This is a genomic window from Methanospirillum hungatei JF-1 (genome assembly GCF_000013445.1).
Taxonomy (GTDB): Archaea; Halobacteriota; Methanomicrobia; order Methanomicrobiales; family Methanospirillaceae; genus Methanospirillum; species Methanospirillum hungatei.
Genome location: NC_007796.1, coordinates 3,042,881 through 3,064,291 on the forward strand (window position 1 = coordinate 3,042,881; position 21,411 = coordinate 3,064,291).

General features: G+C 45.1%; 20 protein-coding genes. 9 read left to right on the top strand and 11 right to left on the bottom strand.

What is annotated here, in order from left to right; genetic code table 11:
- Positions 1–44: 44 nt before the first annotated feature.
- The 5 genes from MHUN_RS14470 to MHUN_RS14495 all read left to right on the top strand — a co-directional run bounded on the left by MHUN_RS14470 (position 45) and on the right by MHUN_RS14495 (position 3,559).
- The gene (locus MHUN_RS14470) at positions 45–818 is read left to right on the top strand and encodes a ComEC/Rec2 family competence protein (protein ID WP_011449723.1); all 774 of its coding nucleotides are present in this window, start codon (positions 45–47) and stop codon (positions 816–818) included.
- Entirely contained in the window at positions 793–1,038 is a 246-nt protein-coding gene (locus MHUN_RS14475; protein ID WP_083758481.1) for a DUF3006 domain-containing protein, read from the top strand. Before MHUN_RS14470 ends, MHUN_RS14475 begins: the two co-directional genes overlap by 26 nt.
- Before the next feature lie 271 nt (positions 1,039–1,309).
- Entirely contained in the window at positions 1,310–1,936 is a 627-nt protein-coding gene (locus tag MHUN_RS14480) for a substrate-binding periplasmic protein (RefSeq protein ID WP_048067587.1), read from the top strand.
- An 84-nt stretch (positions 1,937–2,020) separates the two neighbouring features.
- Positions 2,021–2,947, top strand: a complete 927-nt coding sequence (locus MHUN_RS14485; RefSeq protein ID WP_143709525.1) for an ATP-binding protein — start codon at positions 2,021–2,023, stop codon at positions 2,945–2,947.
- 294 nt (positions 2,948–3,241) lie between these two features.
- Complete coding sequence (locus tag MHUN_RS14495; protein ID WP_011449727.1) at positions 3,242–3,559, top strand: hypothetical protein; 318 nt, start codon at positions 3,242–3,244, stop codon at positions 3,557–3,559.
- A gap of 7 nt (positions 3,560–3,566) precedes the next feature.
- Here MHUN_RS14495 and MHUN_RS14500 read toward each other — a convergent pair whose 3' ends face one another.
- Positions 3,567–4,697: a C45 family autoproteolytic acyltransferase/hydolase gene (locus tag MHUN_RS14500; protein ID WP_011449728.1), complete on the bottom strand. Its 1,131-nt coding sequence runs from the start codon at positions 4,695–4,697 to the stop codon at positions 3,567–3,569.
- A gap of 281 nt (positions 4,698–4,978) precedes the next feature.
- Here MHUN_RS14500 and MHUN_RS14505 point away from each other — a divergent pair, with 281 nt between their 5' ends.
- Complete coding sequence (locus MHUN_RS14505; RefSeq protein WP_011449729.1) at positions 4,979–5,197, top strand: type II toxin-antitoxin system HicB family antitoxin; 219 nt, start codon at positions 4,979–4,981, stop codon at positions 5,195–5,197.
- 5 nt (positions 5,198–5,202) lie between these two features.
- Positions 5,203–5,433 (top strand): type II toxin-antitoxin system HicA family toxin, encoded by a 231-nt coding sequence (locus tag MHUN_RS14510; protein WP_011449730.1) that lies wholly within the window; start codon positions 5,203–5,205, stop codon positions 5,431–5,433.
- Positions 5,434–5,532: 99 nt separating this feature from the next.
- On the opposite strand, the gene MHUN_RS14515 is transcribed toward MHUN_RS14510, so the two are convergent.
- Genes MHUN_RS14515 through MHUN_RS14530 form a run of 4 tightly spaced genes read right to left on the bottom strand, consistent with a single transcriptional unit; the run spans position 5,533 to position 12,830 of the window.
- Positions 5,533–7,152 (bottom strand): IS1634-like element ISMhu5 family transposase, encoded by a 1,620-nt coding sequence (locus MHUN_RS14515; protein WP_011449662.1) that lies wholly within the window; start codon positions 7,150–7,152, stop codon positions 5,533–5,535.
- A 23-nt stretch (positions 7,153–7,175) separates the two neighbouring features.
- Entirely contained in the window at positions 7,176–10,304 is a 3,129-nt protein-coding gene (locus MHUN_RS14520) for a type I restriction endonuclease subunit R (protein WP_011449731.1), read from the bottom strand.
- Positions 10,305–10,309: 5 nt separating this feature from the next.
- On the bottom strand, positions 10,310–11,725 hold the full coding sequence (locus MHUN_RS14525; protein WP_011449732.1) for an ATP-binding protein: 1,416 nt from the start codon (positions 11,723–11,725) through the stop codon (positions 10,310–10,312).
- A gap of 1 nt (position 11,726) precedes the next feature.
- Positions 11,727–12,830 (bottom strand): restriction endonuclease subunit S, encoded by a 1,104-nt coding sequence (locus tag MHUN_RS14530; protein ID WP_143709527.1) that lies wholly within the window; start codon positions 12,828–12,830, stop codon positions 11,727–11,729.
- Positions 12,831–13,262: 432 nt separating this feature from the next.
- Between MHUN_RS14530 and ltrA the strand changes: the two genes are divergently transcribed.
- Complete coding sequence (ltrA, locus tag MHUN_RS14535; RefSeq protein WP_011449733.1) at positions 13,263–14,735, top strand: group II intron reverse transcriptase/maturase; 1,473 nt, start codon at positions 13,263–13,265, stop codon at positions 14,733–14,735.
- Between the two features lie 76 nt (positions 14,736–14,811).
- Here ltrA and MHUN_RS14540 read toward each other — a convergent pair whose 3' ends face one another.
- The 5 genes from MHUN_RS14540 to MHUN_RS14560 are packed head-to-tail and all read right to left on the bottom strand — an operon-like array spanning position 14,812 to position 19,704.
- On the bottom strand, positions 14,812–15,177 hold the full coding sequence (locus tag MHUN_RS14540; protein ID WP_011449734.1) for a hypothetical protein: 366 nt from the start codon (positions 15,175–15,177) through the stop codon (positions 14,812–14,814).
- A gap of 3 nt (positions 15,178–15,180) precedes the next feature.
- Complete coding sequence (locus tag MHUN_RS14545; RefSeq protein ID WP_011449735.1) at positions 15,181–15,894, bottom strand: hypothetical protein; 714 nt, start codon at positions 15,892–15,894, stop codon at positions 15,181–15,183.
- Entirely contained in the window at positions 15,887–16,999 is a 1,113-nt protein-coding gene (locus MHUN_RS14550; protein ID WP_011449736.1) for a PDDEXK nuclease domain-containing protein, read from the bottom strand. The genes MHUN_RS14545 and MHUN_RS14550 overlap by 8 nt, the downstream gene beginning before the upstream one ends.
- The gene (locus MHUN_RS14555; protein WP_011449737.1) at positions 17,000–18,109 is read right to left on the bottom strand and encodes a PDDEXK nuclease domain-containing protein; all 1,110 of its coding nucleotides are present in this window, start codon (positions 18,107–18,109) and stop codon (positions 17,000–17,002) included. It abuts the gene before it with no gap.
- Positions 18,106–19,704, bottom strand: coding sequence for a type I restriction-modification system subunit M (locus MHUN_RS14560; RefSeq protein WP_011449738.1), 1,599 nt, complete (start codon positions 19,702–19,704; stop codon positions 18,106–18,108). Before MHUN_RS14560 ends, MHUN_RS14555 begins: the two co-directional genes overlap by 4 nt.
- A gap of 73 nt (positions 19,705–19,777) precedes the next feature.
- Here MHUN_RS14560 and MHUN_RS14565 point away from each other — a divergent pair, with 73 nt between their 5' ends.
- The gene (locus MHUN_RS14565) at positions 19,778–20,215 is read left to right on the top strand and encodes an EVE domain-containing protein (RefSeq protein ID WP_048068083.1); all 438 of its coding nucleotides are present in this window, start codon (positions 19,778–19,780) and stop codon (positions 20,213–20,215) included.
- A 336-nt stretch (positions 20,216–20,551) separates the two neighbouring features.
- Here MHUN_RS14565 and MHUN_RS14570 read toward each other — a convergent pair whose 3' ends face one another.
- A complete protein-coding gene (locus tag MHUN_RS14570) occupies positions 20,552–21,259 on the bottom strand; it encodes a tetratricopeptide repeat protein (RefSeq protein WP_158498236.1) in 708 nt (235 codons plus the stop codon).
- Between the last annotated feature and the right edge of the window lie 152 nt (positions 21,260–21,411).

Below are 21,411 nucleotides of genomic sequence, written 5' to 3' on the forward strand. Positions count from 1 at the left end.
GCCTGCCATATATCGTGTTCCTGCTCTCAAACGGATACCTATAGATGAACCACACCAGAATTTTCGTAATTTTTTCCCTGATACTCATAATTTCACCAGTCTCTTCCCTTTCAGTTCATTTCCTTGATGTTGGTCAGGGTGATGCTACGCTTATCAGGCATAATGGCCATACCATGCTTATCGATGCAGGGGATATGGATGCTGGCCCTGACATTCTCTCTTATCTTCAGTATCAGGGAGTTACTCGTCTGGACGTTCTGGTCTCCACTCATCCGCATACTGACCATATAGGGGGAATGAGCGATATTCTGCAAGCGCTACCGGTCAGTCTCTATGTGGATAATGGAGCGACCCATACCACCCCGGCCTACCGTAATCTGGAAAAAGCCCTGATAAAAAAACAGATCCCATATGCAACCGCGAAAAAGGGTGATACAATTCCCTTCACCGATGATATCACTATTCTTGTCACCTCTCCGGATGAGCTCACCGGTGATTTGAATGAGGACTCACTTGCCCTTCTGCTTACCTACGGAGAGGTCAGGATCTTCTTCACCGGGGATTGTGAGAGTTGTGATGCTTCATGTGATATCGTGAAACTTGCACATCATGGCTCCAAGGGATCTGCGACCCGTGCCATCCTGAACGGAGATATTCCTGACTGTGCAATCATCTCGCTGGGCATAGACAATGAGTATCATTATCCGGCCCCTTCCACGATCAATGCCCTGAAAAAGGCCGGGGTTGAGGTATTCAGGACTGATGAAGAAGGAACGATTGTTTTGAGGACTGATGGAGAAAAATACTGGTTCGTCTAATATGGTCCTGGCGATTGTTGACCGGGTTGAGGATGATGTATTGGTACTGGTCACCCCTACCAAGCCAAATCGGGAGATCCATCTCCCCTGTTCACTCTTTCAGGGAATGAATGAAGGAGACGTGGTAAGGATAACCGTAGAGAAGGACGAGGAGAAGAGGAAAGATATTGAGAAAGATATCAAAGACCAGAGAACAAGACTGAAGCGGGTAAATCTTTAATTTTTCTGGTGTGGGAGCAGGATCTCTTTTGCTCATCATTGTGTGAGAGCCCTCATTCAATCATTCCTGAATATATGGCTGCAACGCCTGACAGAACGTTATTCTCCCATTTGGTATGTCAGACATGTGCAAACAATTACTACCCGCCCAAACAATTAAACTTTCAGAGCCGAATTAAAGTATCATCACAGTCCGACTCCAAAGTCCCAGTCTGACGCATATGATTCCGATTTTCCATTCCAAAACCAGGAAAAGACCTCCGCGGTGGGCATTGGTACTTCTGGCTCTCCTGTGCATCATGGCAGTATGCTGCTCTCCTGCTCTTGGTGCTCGAGATGTCAGAGTACCTCTGACTGAGCTCAGGCCCTCCCTGTTCACCGATGAGCAGGGAAACCCGGCCGGGTTTTTTGTCGACCTTATCGAGGATCTGGCTAAAAAAGAAGGTTGGAGTGTCATCTGGGTAAGTGGTACACTCTCTGAGAGCTGGGATCGCCTGTCACGGGGTGATGTCGATCTCATGCCTGCGGTGACGGTCACGCCAGAACGGCTCATACTCTATGATTTCACAAATGAATCGGTTCTCTCGATCTGGTCACAGGTCTATGCACGCCCTGATTCGGGCATCAATACCATCCTTGATCTGGAAGGTAAACGAGTCGCAATGGTCAGGGGAGCATCCAGTGGGGTGGGACTTCGGGACTATGCAGAAAAATTCGGAGTAACTGCCATATATCTGGAGAAGGACACAGCGACCGATATTTTTACCGCTGTTTCAGAAGGAGAAGCAGATGCCCTTGTGATGTTTAACTCTGCAGGTCAGGAGGAGGTGAAGGAATACGGGCTTGCCACAACCCCGGTTATGTTTAACCCGGCACAGTTTGGGTTTGCGGCATTATAGGGGAAGAACCAGGATCTTCTCAAGGCGATCGATCCCTATATTGCAGAAAGCAAGAAGAATCCATCCTCCATCTACAGCATGTCAATGCAGAGATGGTATAGCATTACAGCCGAAGAGATAATACCTGCTTTTCTCTGGTGGATTCTTGGAGGAGTTGCCAGCCTTGCCTCTCTCTTTGTTATGATGAGTTATCTTCTCCGGCGTGAGGTAAGACGGAAGACGGCTGAACTTGCCAGACAGAACGAGGAACTGGTTCGGAAAAATGAAGAGTTACGAGCTGCATATGACCAACTTACCGCGATGGATGAAGAACTGAAAGATAACTTTTATCAACTGAGAAAAAGTGAAAGTGCACTCATTCAGGCTCGGAAAAAACTAAACCTCCTCCATACACTCATCAGCCAGGATATCAGGAATGCATTCTTTAACCTGGCAGGGTTTATCCAGATTTCAAAGGAATCTGAATCCTTTGATGAAGCAAAGATAATTTTCGAGAAGGAAGAGAAGATTTTACAATCGGTTCAGGACAACCTCTCCTTTTCAGAGAAATATCAGAATCTCGGGATCAATCAGCCACGATGGCAGAATTTTGAATATGTTCTTCTCAGTGCCATATCCCATCTTGATCTTTCACATATCTCAAGGAGAATAGATCTGCCTGATATCGAAATATTTGCAGATCCCCTGCTTGAGGATGCATTTTTGTCAATCATGGATGCGATCGCTAGGCAAGGGGATCAGGTTACCAGAATCGGGCTTTCGTGTCAAAAGAACGCAGACACCATTACCATCATCATTGAATCTGATGGTCAGGGAATACCGGCAAACGAGAAGGAGCAGGTTTTCAAATGGGAATATTTGGGAAAAAGCGGGACCAGCCTCTTTCTTGCCCGGGAGATACTCTCAATAACGGACATATCACTGCAGGAGACCGGAGAACCAGATGCGGGGATTCGTTTTGAAATTACGGTACCGGAGAGTGAATACCGCATCGTGGAAACGAATGAGTGAGTGGAGATCCTGGACATTACCACAGAGAAACTTTCTGAGTACCGGATCTATAGCCGGGCTGAAATTCGAATTATCCTTATAGTGCCCAACAAAACGTATTGGAATAATCGGTTTGAAAAAAAGGTTATTCCAAGACGTGCATTCGAATTGCACTTCATAGGAATAAGCAAAATTTTTGAATTACTTCAGAAAATTTTGCATTATCCTATAATCATACATCTTTTTTAGGGCTATGAGAGATAACGGTGCTTTTATTACCTGACAACATCGTCGTATCAGATTCTCTGTGTACAGGTGAACAATGAAGCGGATTATCCAGGGAAAGGCATCGTTCTTTTTCTCACTACATTCATCCTTATTGCAGTTTTTGTATCCGGTATTCCGGCAGATCCCGCATCAGGTGGCGATGCTGTCATCCCTCCATTTGGATGGGTTCAGGTCCCGAAACTGGTCTGTGATACCTGCACTGAAAATCCAATGGCCTTGTTATATAATTATTCGAATATCTCGGTCACCAGACAATATCCAACTTTTTTGCGAAAAAAAGTCGCTGATTGTGATAAAAAACAGGTGACCGGTAGAGATCCCGGCATCTTCCTTTCGTCGCAATAAGGCTGCCTTATGACGCCTCATTCCCGAATAAGGGGGCCAGATCAACCTTCTGCCACTCCTTGTCCATGACATTCATCCAGAGCGTCTGGTTCTGTGGCTCGAAGACAACCTGATGGTTGCTTGAGTACTTCCCGCCTCCGAGGTCAGAATGACAGAACTTTGATCCTCCATCCTCGATACAGACGTCACGGATCTCCATCATCTTCTCTGCATCGATCATTCCCTTCGCCTCTTCTGCCTGGCGGAGGAGGTTGTTATACCGGGAGAGTGAGTGTTCAGGGGGCTCTGGGAGGTTCCAGGATGGATCAACAAAATGGTTTGCAGCTGCAATAACTCCGTCACCGGTCCTTTTTACCGTCCGGTCGGTTGATTTCTCAAGCACAAATGCCTCGTCCGGCCCTGCAACATCCACGATCCAGCCAACATCAGGGGCAGTTCCGTTTATTGCCGCCTCCAGGGCATTCAGGTCAGAGTAATCGAACATGAACCGGTAGTATTCAGTGATGAATTCCGGTCTGGTCTCGGGGGCATTATCTTCCCGGCCACAGTTATCATCAGCAATGAAGAGTCCTTTGTTGTTCATGAAGGTCTCTGGTCGTGCTCCGGCAGGGCTCCAGGTCGCAATGCTGTTGCTGCCATCCGTGGGGCGGTATATGGCAAGGACATACCATTCTGTGAGCGGCATTATAGAATCAGCAAGATCCCAGTTGCGGGAGACTACCGGGGAACCATCGGTTGTGTAATTGTCCCAGGCGGCAAGGTATGAACATGATGCAGGAACCGGTTCTGGGTTTGAAGAGGATAATAACAGGAAGATTGGCCCGTAATAGAGGAATGCAATATCATCATAGGTGAGCCCTGATGTCTCTGCCATACCGGTAAAGATCTCCCTTACCCGCTCGGGATAATATGCCGGAACCATTCTGGCATCCTTCATGATCTCTTCCTTTGTCATTCCCTGGCTTGTGATAGTGTTCATGAGGAATGCGTATTCTTCAGTCAGTTCTGTTTTCATAAGACCGCCATACTGACGTCCCATCTCACGATACGAACCGGTAAGGACAATGACCGGATAGAGACCAGCCTGATACCGTTGTCCGTCCTCAAAGGTGGCGATGAGAGGGAGATCAGTCGGCATTCAGGTGGGAGATTGCTCCTGCTCCGATGAAAAGACGGCAGCAGTGATGGCCAGCAAACAGAGGAGTAAAGTAACGAGAATTGCTTTCATAATGGTATGAGTTCTTTTTAAGTATATAAAGGGGCTGATGGTAGAGGGATGCACCGGATTTATTGGAGGATGAGCGTTTTTTAATTTTGTCTGATTATAATTTAGGGAGTGTTTTTTGAGGATAGTATCTAAACGATCCCCGTACACAATAATCATAATCACATAGAAACTAAATATTATTGAGAAGAGGAATGTTCCAAAAATTCAACATACTCATAGAACCTGGAGAGGATGGATGGTTTGTTGTAACCGTACCGGGGCTTCCTGGCTGCATCACACAGGGAAAGACAATAGAAGAAGCTACAGATAATGCAAAAGAGGCAATTGAAGCATATCTGGAAGCAAATCCAAATCATATTACTCTTCAGGCTAATCAGGTTTGCGTCAGAGAAGTGCAGGTTAATGTCTAATAGTAATGAGTAAATTTCCTCTTCTTCCCGCCCGGAAAGTAATAAATGCCATGATTCGGTTGGGATATTTCATCGATCATCAGAAAGGGAGTCATGTTGTTCTTAAAAGAAACGATGGACAGAGAACAGTCGTAATTCCTGACCTTAATGAACTGGATAGAGGGACTCTGAAAGCAATTCTGAAGCAGTCCGGAATTGAAATCGAGGAGTTATTGTCGGTTCTTCTATTGCAATAATTGATTGGATAATACACATTCTGATAGATAGTAACTCACCCTGCAACTGCCGAACAGAGTAACTCCGCCTGTTGCATCCCACATTCGCCAGATCTTTTTTCAACAATAGAATTTTTCGTACTCCGGCCCAAGCAATCGCAATATCTTCAATAGTTCTCGATCCAAATTCTGGATAGATGAATGGAGTGCATCATTGACAGAAATAATACATGACTTAATCTCTCTGAATTTAAAAAAAATCCATTTGAGCGTTGGACGAGAGGTAGGTTTCTTCTTCTGATTCAACACCGTTTCATCTTCTTCTTTCAGCCTTTTTCGCAGCAGCATTTCAGTATATGAGTAAACCATGAGGCAGAGAACCATAACCATACATAAAGCCTCGATCCTTTTTTCACTTTTCAGATAAACTTCAGCAACCCGGAATGATTTGTCCTTTAAAAACCGGAAACCTTTTTCGACAAGCATCTGTCCTTTATAGTGATTCAGAACCGTTTCAGAATCCAAACTCAAAACATTCGTTGCAAGAATAAATCTGCCCAGATACTGTTTTTCACTTTCAACGAAATCCTGAGCAAGTTCAACCCTTGCATCGATCGAATATTGTGGGATTAACGTTTCTCCTGCTTTTGGGCGCCCCTTCTTACCATTTTCCCGTTTATAACTGACCTTGATCCTTGAATCCACCAATTTTACTAAAGGTGTTTCATTAAGATAGCGTAAGAGAGCGTTATTGGCATCTGTTTCACATGCATAGCATACTTTAGAAATCTGTTTTAACCCTTTTAATGCGGCTTTGAACCTCACAGGGAGGTTTTTCTCAAACGTCTTCAATTCTCGAGCTTTCATCTCTTCAGATGAGACAACAATCCATTTTTGAGGAACACCACCATAATGTGAGTCAACGCTACTGCAAGAATACCGTGGATCTGAGGTAGGAGTGAAGAGAAGATCAGATTTGAGTAACTCTGTCATCTCATTTATTGTGGCTGGGACATTTGATATCCACCTTGTTTCCGGACCGAGGGTTTTGATGTTTTTATCAGTATACAGGGCACTGTCACCCATGAAGATTACATCAGGATCAAATGTGAATGAATCTTGCAATGATAGGATTGTTTGCACAAGAACTTCCTTATCTGATTCGTTGCCATCGTGTGCACGAGCAAAAATCGGTATCCCGTGTTGGTTAACCACCATACTTAAGGCAAATCTGTTTAAATCCCAGCGTTTGTCTTTTGGATGTCCCTTTGTAATTTTGATACATCCATCTCCGGATTCATTTCCATATTCACCATGAACACTGAAATTGGTTGTATCAACATGACAAAGCTGTACTCCATCTTTGTAAACAGTAAACATCTGGGTGACAAGATCAGTAAAGAGCTTGCTGGGGCCATATGCATATATCTTATCCAAAAGGCGACCAATGACTGATTCATTTAGATTTTTTGCAGAAATATCCGGACCTATGAGACGTTCCAAATCAAGATGCTTGCAGTATTCGGGAAAAAGATAGAGTCGTCTCTCTGTGAATCCAAGTCCGTTGAGAATGAGGGCTAATAAAATTTGAGAACTTGATATTTGATGTTGACCAATTTTAGGGATTGCCCGGTCAATTATAGGAGCTAAACCAAGCTTATGGAACGTGCCTGCAACTATTCCAAGATGATCAATGGTTTTTATGGAGTCTATTTCTAATGAAACATCCTCATCTTTCATTAATTATAGTAATGGAGATCTTCTTAGTTATATAGTTTACTATTATATAAAATTTTAATAGATCTGACGAATATAGGTTGCATCACCGTCTGAATAGCATTCTCCTGTTTGTCCGGAGGATACCCGTTCACCCGGAGGATTCTCTTTATCGCAACCCGCATCTTTGCCCGAACCGATTCACGTGATGACCAGTCGATCGTAACATTCTCCCTGATGGTCTTTACCAGGTCCTGGGCTATCTTTTTGAGTATGTCATCACCGAGAATCACCACCGCACTGTCATTCACACCGAGTGCATCGTAAAATGCAAGTTCTGCCTCGGTAAGTCCCAGATCCTCTCCTCTCTGCTGAGCCTCCCTGATCTCCCGTGCAATCTGCGCAAGTTCTTTTAAGATCTCCTGGGTCGTGACCTTCCGGTTATTGTACTTGTTTATCGTCTGCTCAAGCATCTCGGAGAATTTTCTTGCTTCGGTTGTGTTTTTCCGGGTTCGTGCCCGGATCTGATCATTCAGCAGCCGGGTCATGGCAGCAATTGCCACATTCTGATTTTTGTATTTCAGGAGGTCATTGAGGAACTCTTCGGAGAGGACTGAGATATCTCCGACATCCTTTCCCATCTCCTTGAAGATATCGACAATACCAAGGGGGACAATGGATTTTGAAACTATCTGCTTTACCGCCAGATTCAGTTCGTACTCTGATTTTCCTGCTCCTTCTGATGTCTTTATGATTTGTGCCCGAACGGCCTGGAAATACGCGACATCTTCCCGGATCTCAATGGCTTTTTCATGGGGGAGAGCAAGGGCAAAAGCCTGGGAGAGTTCAAGCACGTGCTGCATAAAGTCTGATTTCCGTTCAGGATCATCAAGGACATAGTTGAATCCTGCCTGAAGGATGGAAAGACGAGTCGCTGCCGGAGCTCCCCGCCAGCCTGACCAGTCAAATCCATGGAAGAGATGACAACAGACCTCGTACTTCTCCATCATCTTATCGACTATCCTCTCCTGGTCAAATACGGGATCCCCTTTGCCTTTACTCTCCGTGTAGGTGACCAGGGCTTTTTTCAGTTCTTCGGCAAGACCGATGTAATCAACAATAAGTCCACCAGGCTTATCTCTCCATACCCGGTTTACCCTGGCGATTGCCTGCATAAGAGTATGGCCCTTCATGGGCTTGTCGATATACATAGTATGCAGACAGGGAACATCAAATCCGGTCAGCCACATATCACGGACAATTGCGATTTTGAATGGATCTTCCGGATCTTTAAACCGTTTTGCAAGGAGTTCCCGGCCTGATTTGGGTCTGATGTGTTTCTGGAAATCTTTCTCATCGCCTGCTGAACCGGTCATGATCACCTTCAGGAACCCCTCATTGTCTGAATGAGAATCCCAATCAGGTTGCCTCTCAACCAGTGCTTTGTAGAGCTCCACACAGATCCGCCTGCTCATGCAGACGATCATCGCTTTCCCTTCGATGGCATCTGACCGCTGCTTAAAGTGGCGGATGAGATCATCAGCAACCTCATTGATTCGTTTCTCATCTCCGACGATGGCCTCAAGGGCAGCCCATTTTGTCCGGAGTTTCTCTTTTCTGATGACTTCTTCGTTCTCAGTGACTTCTTCAAACTCCTGGTCAATGAGCGGTTTTATCTGCTCATTCATCCTGATATCGACGATACGGCTTTCGTAATAGATAGGAACGGTTGCCTTGTCCTTGATGGCCTGCTGGATATCATAGACGCTGATGTATTCACCAAAGACGTTTCTGGTGACTTTATCCTGAAGGTCGATGGGTGTCCCGGTAAATCCGATAAATGAGGCGTTTGGGAGAGCATCACGGATGTACTTGGCAAATCCGTAACTTATCTCTCCTTTCTTGCTTACTTTTCCATGCATCCCGTACTGGCTCCGGTGTGCCTCATCTGCGATGACAATGATGTTCTTCCGGTCAGAGAGGAGGGGATAGGTCTCCTTGTTCTCATCTTCGGGGAAGAACTTCTGAATGGTAGTGAAGACGACACCACCAGATGCGACACTGAGCAGTGTCTTCAGATGGTCCCGGCCCTCTGCCTGGATGGGCGTCTGGCGGAGGAGTTTTCTGCACCGGGAGAAGGTTCCGAAGAGTTGATCGTCAAGATCATTCCGGTCGGTGATGACCAGGATCGTCGGGTTCTGGAGTGATGGAGTCTGGATGATCTTTCCTGAGTAAAAGACCATGGTGAGACTTTTTCCTGACCCCTGGGTATGCCAGACGACTCCGCACCGGCGGTCTCCGACGTCACTGATAGCTGTCTCGGTAGACCTGACCGCCAGGTTTACGGCATGATACTGGTGGTATCCGGCCAGTTTCTTGATGGTGTTTCCCCGTTCATCCTCTTCAAATACGATAAAGAACCGGATCAGGTCAAGAAGCCGCTTTTTGTTACAGACACCCCGGATGAGCACTTCGATCTCAGGGATATGATTCGGGGCTTCCTGTGCTCCGTCAATCGTCCTCCACCGGGAGAACCGTTCAAGTGATGCGGAGAGGGTTCCAATCCGTGTCTGGATTCCGTCTGAGATGATCGCCATGGTATTGTATGAGAAGAATGAGGGGATCTCCTGCATATACGTCTGGAGCTGGTTATGGGCAATGGTCAGGGTGGCCCGTTCATCGGTGGGGTTTTTGAGTTCAAAGATGATGACCGGGATTCCGTTGATGAAGAGGACGATATCAGGCCTTCGGTGGTTTTTCCCTTCCTGAATGGTGAACTGATTGACGACAAGGAACTCGTTGTTCTCCGGGTGTTCAAAGTCAATAAGCCTGACCTGATCTCCACCAACGGATCCATCCTTCCGCCGGTATTCAACCGTGATTCCACCGGAGAGCATCTCATGAACGGTCTTATTATTCTGTATGAGGGTGGTATGACCGGGATTGGTGAGGATCTTCTGTGCTGCTTCATGGGCATCACAGGGGAGCGTTTTGTTGAGCCGGAAGATGGCGTCTTCGAGTCTGGACCCAAGGAGGTATTCTTCAAACGAGTTTCGGATCTGATCCCGTTCTCCGGGTGCGACCTCATACCCATAGAGGACCTCGTACCCAAGGTCACGAAAGATATCAAGTGCTGTTTCTTCTACGTCAGATTCACATAATCCCGTTGTTGCCATGATTGTTACCGTTTGTCGGCAGTGATTTCAGAGAGATATTCGTGTAATACTTCTTTTCCAGCAGGGGTTATCCGGTACTTCTGATTTTTGCTTGTTGGTCTGTCCGGAATGGTGAGCTCAAGAAGACCATCTTCTACTAATGGCTGGAGAATATGTTTTCGGAATTTAGTCCTATCAGTTCTCCCAAAATATGAGAGTATTTCAACTAATGTACTCTCCTTCTGGCATATCTTCAGGAGATCCATCTTCTCTCTTCTTTGTGCTATCTTAGTGCCATCTTGGTGTCGGTCATCTTCAGGAGTCTCCATCGGAGTGAAGGTTACGGTGAAAAACCCATCTGCATCAAAGACCGGTTCCGGGCACCCAGATTCCCGTGCTCCTTCCCTCATCCGCTCGATTCCGGTCCCGGCCTTTTCGATAAACCCTATCCGGTGATAGAGGTCAGCAATGATGGGGTTCCTTCTGACGCTCTTATGTCCGAGATCGGTCTGCTGCATCCCCGGAGGAAGGCCGCCAGGACTTATTATCTCAATCCGGTCAGAGAAGATCTGGACAAAGACGTTCGCACCTTCGATAAACCAGTCCCGGTGCATGACCGCATTGGTGATTGCCTCCCGATGTGAAGCCATCGGGTATTCAGGGATCTCTTCTCTTTTCAGGCCTTCGATCTTGTACGCAAGCCGGGTATTTCGCTCGATAAAGCGGAGACTATCCTCGATATCGGCAACTGCTCCACCTGCGAAGTCCTTCCGGTCAAGGATACGGACATTGGTCGTCCCCTGAAAGAGGATGCAGGTGATGTATGCCTGGTTGAAGAACCTCCGGGGATCTTTTGCAAAGAAGAGGATGCCGACATTCCGGAAGAGAAGTTTTCCGCCTGATCGCTCTGTTGTTTCGATATTGACGAGAATATTTTCCTGGTTTCCATTCGGTGATATCCCACTCTGTGAGAGCCAGTTCGTGAATTTTTCTTCGTCTAAATCTTCCGGATACCTGAATTTTGGTGATACGGAGAGTTCAAACCTGATGGCTCCTTCTTTCTGGAAGAAGGTCCGGATCTCTTCACGGGTGAGTTTCTGGGTGACGGCCCCCTGTCGCCAGAAGAACCCGTCGCTGCACTGGACTGGTTTTTCAGAACTCTCCCGGACCGTGATGATGGTGACGGTGTCGATGTGGGTGAGAAGGATCTTGACCGGCGGGTCACAGTTCCGGGCGATGTCCTGTATTCGTGCCCTGATGTCATTCGTGTCTGTGATACCCTTGACCGATCCGTCGTCCCTGACTCCGAGGAGGATTTTGCCTCCGGTTGTGTTGGCAAAGGCTACGAGTTCCCGTGATAAAGCAGAGGAGAGAGATTCCTTGTACTCGAGCATGGAGCCTTCGCCTTCTTGGAGCAGGATCGAGAGATCAGTACGGTTCATGTCAGGATACACCGGTGAATTGTTCGGGGTTGTCTATGGGAAGTTCGCCGGAGAGGAGTTTGGGGAGGAGGGTATCACGTGTTTGCGACAATTCTTGATTTTGTATTAAATTAGATTTTATTTTCGTAAAAATCGGGTTTATCAATAAACTATATGCCTGCATTAGTTTTTTTGGTGGTAAACATAGTGATAAGGGCTTAAAATTCTTTTTACTTATCTCTAAAAAAGTAGTTCCATTGGCATTTCCTATGATCAACTCCATATTTGCTTTAAGCCATTCAAAGATGAAATAATTATTACAGGATTCATTCGGAATTAACGCAATAAAACCTTGATTAATTGAGATTGGGGCAATTGTTATTGAGACATATCCAATAGGAGCTCTTGATGATAAAAGAACTGTACCAATAGGTAAAATCCCAGAACTTATTTCTCCAACACCTAATTCAGTGATTGTTCTTTCCGTTGATAATATGAAGGGTGTTTTACTATTTGACAAATCTTTAGGAGTGCAAAACGGAATATTTCCGCCCCAATAAGATTCATTTTCAGTTGAAGGAGTCGAACCACCTTTTACTTCCAGTATATCTCCAATCGGTTTGATCTGCCACCCTTTCGGGATCTCCTGCCCCTCAACTTCTTCAAACTCGCTCGGAAACAGGGCCGCCGTTGCCGCATCCATCCCCTCGGGCTGCCGTCCTTCGGCCTTGGCCCGGACCGGGTCGAAGTCGATGAACCAGCTCGTGAAGATGGCCCGGGCGATGGATTCGAGGGTTTCGTTCATCCGGCGGTTGAGTTCGATCTTATCGTCGAGGGTGCCGAGGATGTGGGCGATGGCTTTTTGGGTGGGGAGGGGAGGGAGATTTATAGATATTTTACGAGCTGAACCTACGTTAAAATGCTGTTGGACTGCACCTACCAAATGGGATTGAATATGAGAATGAGTAATTGAGTTAATATAGTGCGACAAGAAGCAGTAAATCGGATTGCGAACCCGGTTTAAAATCGGTAACGCCACCCAATCCATTCTGGGCGTCCCTACCTGCACGTGCGTGTTTAGCAATAAACGGGTGCGAAGCTGCAGGAACAACGTGGTGATTCCCATAGTCTCTTTGGGATAAGCTGCCAGGGAAAGGTATCATGGACAAACAAACGTTGAACCGCTGCAGGATCGTTAATTATATCAGGAGGAAAGAGATTTGCCCCTGTCCCCACTGAGGGAGAATCACGGTATCAGTAGCTTGAATTATGCTGGTACGAATGGACGAAGCTGATTCCGGTCTATGGGCGGGTCCTAAAATACCACAATTATCCGATTTATTGAACTTGGAAAACCCAATACGCTCCTAAAAAAAAAAAAAAAAAATTTTTTTTTAGGTAAGAACCTTGTGAGAGGAACCACATGCGTAGTGGGAGTAGGAGGCTGCAAAACGCGAATGCCCGGCTGTAATGGCTGTGGATAGGGGTTCAAACTTTGCCCTGACCTGAAAGGGTGCCGACGTGCAGCTGGTTTTTCACGGCGAACAGGATGGTTTCAATGAACGGGATAAGTTCAATTACGCATAAAAGCGAGGACATCTCGGACAGAAAACTTGCAAAACAATGGAAGAAATTTCCATTTGCTAAAGCAAGAGATTATGTAAAGCGACTTCAGACACGTATCGCAAAAGCAGTGAAGAACGGCCAATATCGACTTGCAAGACGACTCCAGTATCTGCTTACACATTCGTTTTATGCAAAAATGTTGGCAGTACAACGAGTAACCAAAAACAGAGGTAAAAGAAGTGCAGGAGTAGATGGGGAAAAATGGACCACCCCTGAACAGAAAATGAAAGCAGCATTAACGCTTTCGGACAAGGGCTATCGGGCAAAACCTCTCCGGAGAATCTACATCCCTAAACCGCAATCGAGTAAAATGCGACCTCTTTCGATTCCAACCATGTATGACCGTGCTATGCAAGCTTTGTATGCAATGGCTCTTATGCCTTGGGCTGAGACCACAGCAGACAAGACATCATTCGGATTCCGAATGAAGCGAAATGCACAGGATGCTGCTTCATACACTTTTCAGTGCTTAAGCAGAAAGACTTCAGGTCAATGGATATTAGAAGGTGATATCCGCGGGTGCTTCGATAATTTCGCACACCAATGGATGCTTGATAACATCCCTCTTGACCAAAGAATCCTTAACCAATTCCTGAAAGCCGGTTATATTTATGATGGAATACTCTACCGTAACAAGTCAGGTACGCCCCAAGGCGGCTTAATTTCCCCCTTATTGGCTAACATGGCTCTTGACGGCATGGAAAGAATGTTGAAAGAACACTTTCCCGGAAATAAGGTTCATCTCATACGGTTTGCAGATGATTTTCTCGTAACGGCAGACTCACAGGAAACGGCACTCCAGTGCAAGGAACTCATCACTGAATTTCTTCATGAACGAGGGCTTGAACTCTCTGAGGAAAAGACCAAAATCGTTCATATCAACGAGGGGTTCGATTTCCTGGGCTGGAATTTCAGAAAATTCAAAGGCAAATTCCTGATACAACCTTCGAAGAAAGCTATTGCCGCAATCATTGATAAAGTAAGGGTAATCATTAAGTCGGCGAAGGCCTGGAAACAGGAAGACCTTATCAAAGCCCTAAATCCCGTAATTAAGGGATGGGCAATGTATCACCGGACGGTTTCTGCAAGTATGACCTTTGGGAAACTTGACTGGGTTGTCCGAAATATGTTGTGGAGATGGGCAAAGCGCCGTCATAATAATAAAGGGAAGAGATGGATTGCCAGAAAATACTGGCACCCAACACTTACCAGAAAACAGGTCTTTAGAACCTCTACTCTTACTCTCGAAAACTTCTCCAACACCAAAATTCAATACCGAAAATTCATAAAACTGGATGCAAATCCGTTTATTGATACCGAGTATTTTGAAAACAGGCCAGGAGTTTTCCTCTCAAAGCAAAGATCGATACGGATGTTCCTTCACTACGCCCATAAAAGCGGGTAGTGAAAAACTTGAGCGGATTGCGGTGAAAATCGCACGGTCCGTTCTTGGAAGGCTGGGTTAGGGTAACCTAACCTGGCTATTCGACATACACCAAAAAACGATTAGAAACTGAAGATTTAGGTCGGAGAATTACTACATCGGAACAATTTGAATTGTGAAAATCATGTGGAATAATCGCACAGGCTCCAGGTTCGCCAGTTCTTACAATTACAATATCACCACTCCGTAGCGATGATTTTTTTAATTTTTCATGGAATTCAGGTGAAATATATTTCAAATCTTCCTTAATGATTCGAAATGGTTTAACGTTTAAGGAACGAAGGAAAGGAATACCTGAGTCTACATACTCATTTGCCATTGATCCAACATGGCCAACAGTAATATCATCACATAATTCTTCCAAATTCACTTTAATCCAATCATTTCCGTAATTATTCATCATTCCTCATTGATCAGGGTTAAAAGGACTTTTGATAAATTTTAAAAATTTTTGTCCTAGAATTGTAGTCCTTCTCCGTTGGTTCGTTTTAGGGTTGATAGCTTCATCAGGTAACTTATCTTCGTAAATTAAACCATCATTAACAAGATCTTTCTCTATTTTATAAGATAATTCAAAATTATTTTTAAATTCAGGTATTAATATTGATAAATCACTTTTAATTAGAGAACCTGAAGAATGTACAAGTAATTTGTGAACATCTCTTGAATGAAATTCATCCATTTTTTCTAATAATTTTAAATGTAATGGAGTATATCTATCTATTAAATTGAGGAAAATAAATTGGATGTCATCCTCTAAGGGAAGATCAGTTGCTGAATTAATTACAGCATTTCGCAATGCTTCGATCTTTTCCTTTTGATGCGTTCTCATTGCAATATTTGTGGCATACAACAAGACACTGATGAATTGCTCATTATCCTTGAGATTATCAATTCTAAATCCATCAATTTCTGTTTCTAACCTCACTAACTCTTGATATATTATTCCCATCCATTCCTCGCGTCTTTTTGATAATGGTGGTGCAATAATCATTGAGAAAAATTCTGAAATTGGACCTCCAATTATTGGAAATAAAGATAAACCCGCTTTCACTCCTGCATGTGCATAATCGCTATAACCCGGTTTCAAATCCTCATGGATATCTTTCCCTTCACTCATCCCGGATAACCCTCTCTACAAATTCCCGGCTCTCCTCTGTCCCCGGCAGTCTGACCTGATACTTCGATACAAACACCTGATTATCTATTCCGGCACAGGCATATTGCACAAGGGCATGATTCTGGGTAGTACACAGAAGTAACCCGACCGGAGGATTATCCCCCTCGGTCATAAGATGAGCCTTGAAATAATTCAGATACGTATTCAGCTGCCCCAGTGCCTCATGCGAAAACCCGCCGGTCTTCAGTTCAATAATCACATGACACTTCAACACCCGGTGATAAAACACGAGGTCAACAAAGAAGTACTCATCACCGATCAGAATCCTCTTCTGCCGAGCCTCAAAACAGAACCCGTACCCAAGTTCAAGAAGGAATGACTCAAGTTTGCGGAGAAGAACCTGCTCAAGATCAGACTCATACATGACCTCCTCACTTTTGATCCCGAGAAAATCGAACACACATGGGTCGCGAATTATGAGGTGGGGTGAATCTGTCTGTGCTCCGGCTTGAACATGTTCAGATAATGCTTGTTTATCCTGTGAAAGAGCGGATCGTTCAAAGTACAGACTCTCGATCTGTCGTTTCAGTTCTCTGACCGACCAGTTCCCCCTGACACACTCCACCTCGTAAAACCGGCGTTTCAGGGGATCGTCTAACGGCATCAGGAGGGTAAAATGGCTGAATGAGAGGTTCATCAGGATATCATCCCGCCCGGCATTCATACTCTGAATCGGGATTTCCTCGCCGCATGGTTGCAGAAGATGAGAGGGATTGAATGTGGCAAACAATGATTGCCATTTTTCAGGACCTGCAGATTCGGCAGACAGTGTTTGCCAAATGTTCGGATATACCAGATAGAACTGGCGATATAATCGGAGAGTACGGGCTGAAAATCCGGAAGTATCAGACAAACGGGCCGCTATCAGGTCAAGGAGGGATTCACCATATAATGCCCGATCTGACCCATGTTGCTCGAATTCACGTATATAATACCCAATAAGCCAGTTTCGCAGGGTCAGTGATCGGTTTACCGCTTTTACAGCCTGCTTTGTGAGCTCAGTATTGACCTCCGAGATGCAATGAACCAGGTCTGAAAAATCCATCTAGCGTCCCACCTTCTCTGAATAAATATCCTCATCCTCTTTCCCGAACTGATTCTGTGCCCTCTTCATCGCACTCTTCAGTTTCGCCTCAAGGAGTTCCCTCGGCGGTAGTTCAGTCAGGTATTCAGCAACCCGTATCCCACTGTCCGAAAGCCCGAGCAGCTCCACATGCTCAGTAGACTTCCCGGCACAGAGAATCAGACCCATCGGTGACTCTTCACCCGGAACCCGTTCATATTTGTCAAGCCACCGGAGATACAGTTCCATCTGACCCTTATCAGCAGCCTGAAACTTTCCCAGTTTCAGGTCAATCGCAATCAGGCACCGAAGCCGGCGGTGAAAGAAGAGGAGATCAATATAATAATCCTCTGCGTCGATGGTGATTCTCTTCTGCCTCGCGATAAACGAGAAATCAGAACCCATCTCAAGAATGAACCGCTCGATCTCCCGGATAATACCCGATTCAATATCCTTTTCAGAGTAGGTATCAGAAAGCCCGAGGAAATCAAGGAAATACGGATCCCGAAAGACCAGGTCCGGACTCATCTGATCCTCTTTCCGGAGAGCTTCGAGCTCCTGCCTGGCTAACTCTTCCGGTTTTCTTGAAAGGGCTGTCCTCTCAAAGAGCATGCCCTGGATCTTCTCCCTGAGATGACGGACACTCCATCGCTCAATCCGGCACATCTCTGCATAAAAATCCCTTTGTAATGAATCCTTCAGAGGAAGAAGAGCTACAAAATGCGACCAGCTTAATTGTCGTGATAGTGTCGTGACAATATCCTTGTCAGGAAAAAGTTCTGAAAACTGAATCATCTTTCGAAGATTTTTCTCTGAAAAACCAGTTCCATATCGGGTAACCAATTCTCGTGACAGTGTCACGACAATGTATTCTCCATACGAGGCTCGATCATCATGAAGTATTTCGGTGCGAACACTGCTCCCAATACTCCAGTACAGCTGAACCATCTCGTAGTTGATACCTGAAGCAATCCGAAGATGAGTCTTATCAATATACGAGGATAACTCAGTTAGCAGAGCAGAGATTCGCTCTTTAGAAATCTCATCAAAACCGGACAGGCTCTTGATTGACTTGTCTGCCTGCTTTCTCATATGGTGTATCCTAAGCCCCCCAGATTCTTCTTAATCTCCTCGTCAAGCCGGGCACCATCCTCCATCTGTTCAGATAACTGTTTTGTCAGCCGGGTCATCTTTTCAGCAAACGGCTCTCCGTCATCCTCGGCATCTTCGGCCCCCACATATCTACCTGGAGTAAGAACATGCCCGTGTTTTGCTATCTCCTCTAGGGTTGCCGAAGCACAAAAACCCGGTACATCCTCATATTCCCCGGCACTCGCATCTCCCCGCCAGGCATGATACGTCCCGGCAATCCTCTCGATATCCTCATCGGTCAGCTCCCGGTGGGTCCTATCCCGCATAACACCCATCTTCCGGGCATCGATAAAGAGCACTTCACCTCTCCGGTCCCTGAACCTCCCGTTTGATCTGTTCCGGGCAACAAACCAGAGACAGGCAGGAATCTGGGTAGAGTAAAAGAGCTGACCGGGAAGGGCCACCATGCAGTCCACAAGGTCAGCTTCGAGGAGGTTCTTTCTGATCTCTCCCTCTCCTGACTGGTTTGATGACATCGATCCATTTGCCAGCACAAACCCGGCTATCCCGGATGGGGAGAGATGATGGATGAAATGCTGAATCCAGGCATAGTTCGCATTCCCGGTCGGGGGGATACCATATCTCCACCGGACGTCATCCTTGAGGTTCTCCCCTCCCCAGTCTTTCATATTGAAAGGAGGATTGGCAAGGATGTAATCCGCTTTCAATGTTGCATGGAGATCCCGCCTGAAACTATCCGCATGTTCAGCCCCGAGATCATGATCAATCCCCCGGATGGCAAGATTCATCTTTGCCAGTTTCCAGGTGGTTGGGTTGGACTCCTGCCCGTAGATGGAGATATCACCAATCCGGCCACCATGAGCCTCAACAAACTTCTCACTCTGGACAAACATCCCGCCAGACCCGCAGCAGGGATCATACACCCGACCCTTGAAGGGAGAGATCATCGCAACAAGCGTCTGAACAACACAACGGGGCGTATAGAACTGACCGCCGTTCTTCCCTTCCGCACTCGCAAACTCGGAGAGGAAATACTCATACACTCTGCCGATGATATCCTTTGACCGGTTTTCAGAGTCGCTCAGGTTCAGGGTTCCGATGAGATCGATGAGTTCTCCCAGTTTCTCCTTATCAAGACCGGGACGGGCATACTCCTTGGGAAGGATGTTTTTCAGAACCGCATTATCCCGTTCGATGGCATACATCGCATCATCGACGATCTTCCCAATCTCCGGACGCTTCGCATTCTGCTGGATATAGGACCAGCGTGCCTCCTTTGGAATCCAGAAGATGTTCTCCGACCTGTACTCATCCGGATCCTCAATCACCCCGTACCGGACTTCAGGTTCAGCAATATACCAGGTGCTCTGGGGATCCGAGTATGCCTGCTCAAGCGAGGAGTGCTTCTCTTCAAATGCGTCGGAAAGATATTTCAAAAAAATGAGACCAAGGACGACATGCTTATACTCAGCCGCATCCATATTGTTCCGGAGTTTATCAGCCGCTGCCCAGAGGGTTGCTTCAAACCCAAGATTTGCTGCGGTTGTTTCCTTTGTCTTTTTCGCACGGGCCATATTCAGAGATTAGAGGGTTAATCGTGACAAACGATATATGTTTTCAAATACTGGTGCGGCCTACATAGATACTATGGCAATCTGGATAGCATCAGGGAACAGGCAGAACTGGGAGGTTGTGAAAAAACACAACATATGGGGTGTTCCAAAGCGAAGCAAAGGACTTCATTCGAGGGTAAAACCAGGAGATACTATTCTCATGTATGTCAGGTCCGAAACACATGGAGATACTGTCCTTCCCTCTGCTATCATGGGAGAGTTCAAAGTAACCGAACTATTTGAAGATGGAAAACCGCTCTTCACCGCTCCACCCCAGATGGGTGACGAGGGATTTCCATACCGGTTCAGGCTGAAACCAGTGAAGATATTCAAAGAGCCGGTGGAGATTAAACCGTTAATTCCTGACCTTGGGTTTGTGACGAATAAGACCATGTGGTCCGGGCATTTTAGACAGGCTATGCGGGAGATACCTGACGAGGATTACCGGAAAATACTCTCTGCCGGAAAATAAATTATCAATATCCTATCAGAAATGAATATGAAATCTGAAGGAAACCGATTAATTCTAGAAATATTATGAGATTTTTCTTTAATGGGAATTATGGATCTAACAAATAAATTCTCCGAATTATAAAAAGAGACATCTATTAAAAAATCATGTCACATTGGAAATTCTTCTAAACAAATTTAGTTCAATAGATGAACAAGATGACTAGTTAGAGAACCTTAACCATTACTAATATTGTCCTCCTAAAAAATCGATTCTGGAGAAAAATTGTGAATTTTATGATTTAGTCGTAAAGAGCCATAATCTGTATCGATTAAAAACTACATTCAATACCATTGATTACATCAAATCATTCAATTCATTAAGAGATTTTGAATATACACTGTTTTTTGGGTCAAGATCTAAAGCAGTCGTATAGTATAATATTGCTTCTTGGGTTTTTCCCTGTTTATCCAATGCATATCCCTTAACATACCACCCATGAGCATTTTTACTGTTCAGTTTAATCGCCATTTCGGCAGCAGTTATTGCATCTGAATACTTACCGATATTATTTAATGCAGCACCTTTTACTGACCAAAAATATTCTTTGGTGGGGGCAAATTCTATTACTTTATCTGCAATTTCAATTGCTTTAATCCATTCTTCAGTAGAATAAAGATAATCTATCGCTTTTTCATATGCCTCAATGGCTTTTTCTGTCTCTTTAAGTTCTAAATAACTATTTCCAATATTATACCATGCATAATCAGCATAAGAATATTCCGGGTCTATTTCGAGTGCTTTTTTGTAAGCCTCTATCGCTTCTTTATACTCTTTAAGATGATACAAAGCATTACCTTTATTATACCATGCATAGGCAAAATCGGACTCTGTTTCGAGTACCTGTTCAAATAAATCCAACGCTTCATCATAATGACCATCGTCATACAAAGCAATCCCCTTTGTCGTTAATTCGGCTGTTGTTTCTGCTACACACAGAGATGTTCCACCAAGAGTCACAGTAAGAACAACCAAAAACAGAAAAGAGTAAGTGGTCTTTTCCATAAAAATAATAAGGGGAATCTGCATATATAAATATGCATACTAATGACTAATCTCCTAAATGGGAACTTCAGGAGCCTTTGATCTAATGTTCCAATCAAACAGAAAGAAAGGATGAATTACAGATTTTTTGATTGAATTGTCCATAAATAACA

What these genes read in the sequence shown, in the direction of transcription:
- MHUN_RS14470 (WP_011449723.1), top strand. Translation starts at nt 45, where the DNA reads ATGAACCACACCAGAATTTTCGTAATTTTTTCCCTGATACTCATAATT.
- MHUN_RS14475 (WP_083758481.1), top strand. Translation starts at nt 793, where the DNA reads ATGGAGAAAAATACTGGTTCGTCTAATATGGTCCTGGCGATTGTTGAC.
- MHUN_RS14485 (WP_143709525.1), top strand. Translation starts at nt 2,021, where the DNA reads ATGCAGAGATGGTATAGCATTACAGCCGAAGAGATAATACCTGCTTTT.
- MHUN_RS14500 (WP_011449728.1), bottom strand. Translation starts at nt 4,697, where the DNA reads ATGCCGACTGATCTCCCTCTCATCGCCACCTTTGAGGACGGACAACGG.
- MHUN_RS14505 (WP_011449729.1), top strand. Translation starts at nt 4,979, where the DNA reads ATGTTCCAAAAATTCAACATACTCATAGAACCTGGAGAGGATGGATGG.
- MHUN_RS14510 (WP_011449730.1), top strand. Translation starts at nt 5,203, where the DNA reads ATGAGTAAATTTCCTCTTCTTCCCGCCCGGAAAGTAATAAATGCCATG.
- MHUN_RS14515 (WP_011449662.1), bottom strand. Translation starts at nt 7,152, where the DNA reads ATGAAAGATGAGGATGTTTCATTAGAAATAGACTCCATAAAAACCATT.
- MHUN_RS14520 (WP_011449731.1), bottom strand. Translation starts at nt 10,304, where the DNA reads ATGGCAACAACGGGATTATGTGAATCTGACGTAGAAGAAACAGCACTT.
- MHUN_RS14525 (WP_011449732.1), bottom strand. Translation starts at nt 11,725, where the DNA reads ATGAACCGTACTGATCTCTCGATCCTGCTCCAAGAAGGCGAAGGCTCC.
- MHUN_RS14530 (WP_143709527.1), bottom strand. Translation starts at nt 12,830, where the DNA reads ATGGGAATCACCACGTTGTTCCTGCAGCTTCGCACCCGTTTATTGCTA.
- ltrA (WP_011449733.1), top strand. Translation starts at nt 13,263, where the DNA reads ATGAACGGGATAAGTTCAATTACGCATAAAAGCGAGGACATCTCGGAC.
- MHUN_RS14540 (WP_011449734.1), bottom strand. Translation starts at nt 15,177, where the DNA reads ATGATGAATAATTACGGAAATGATTGGATTAAAGTGAATTTGGAAGAA.
- MHUN_RS14545 (WP_011449735.1), bottom strand. Translation starts at nt 15,894, where the DNA reads ATGAGTGAAGGGAAAGATATCCATGAGGATTTGAAACCGGGTTATAGC.
- MHUN_RS14550 (WP_011449736.1), bottom strand. Translation starts at nt 16,999, where the DNA reads ATGGATTTTTCAGACCTGGTTCATTGCATCTCGGAGGTCAATACTGAG.
- MHUN_RS14555 (WP_011449737.1), bottom strand. Translation starts at nt 18,109, where the DNA reads ATGAGAAAGCAGGCAGACAAGTCAATCAAGAGCCTGTCCGGTTTTGAT.
- MHUN_RS14560 (WP_011449738.1), bottom strand. Translation starts at nt 19,704, where the DNA reads ATGGCCCGTGCGAAAAAGACAAAGGAAACAACCGCAGCAAATCTTGGG.
- MHUN_RS14565 (WP_048068083.1), top strand. Translation starts at nt 19,778, where the DNA reads ATGGCAATCTGGATAGCATCAGGGAACAGGCAGAACTGGGAGGTTGTG.
- MHUN_RS14570 (WP_158498236.1), bottom strand. Translation starts at nt 21,259, where the DNA reads ATGGAAAAGACCACTTACTCTTTTCTGTTTTTGGTTGTTCTTACTGTG.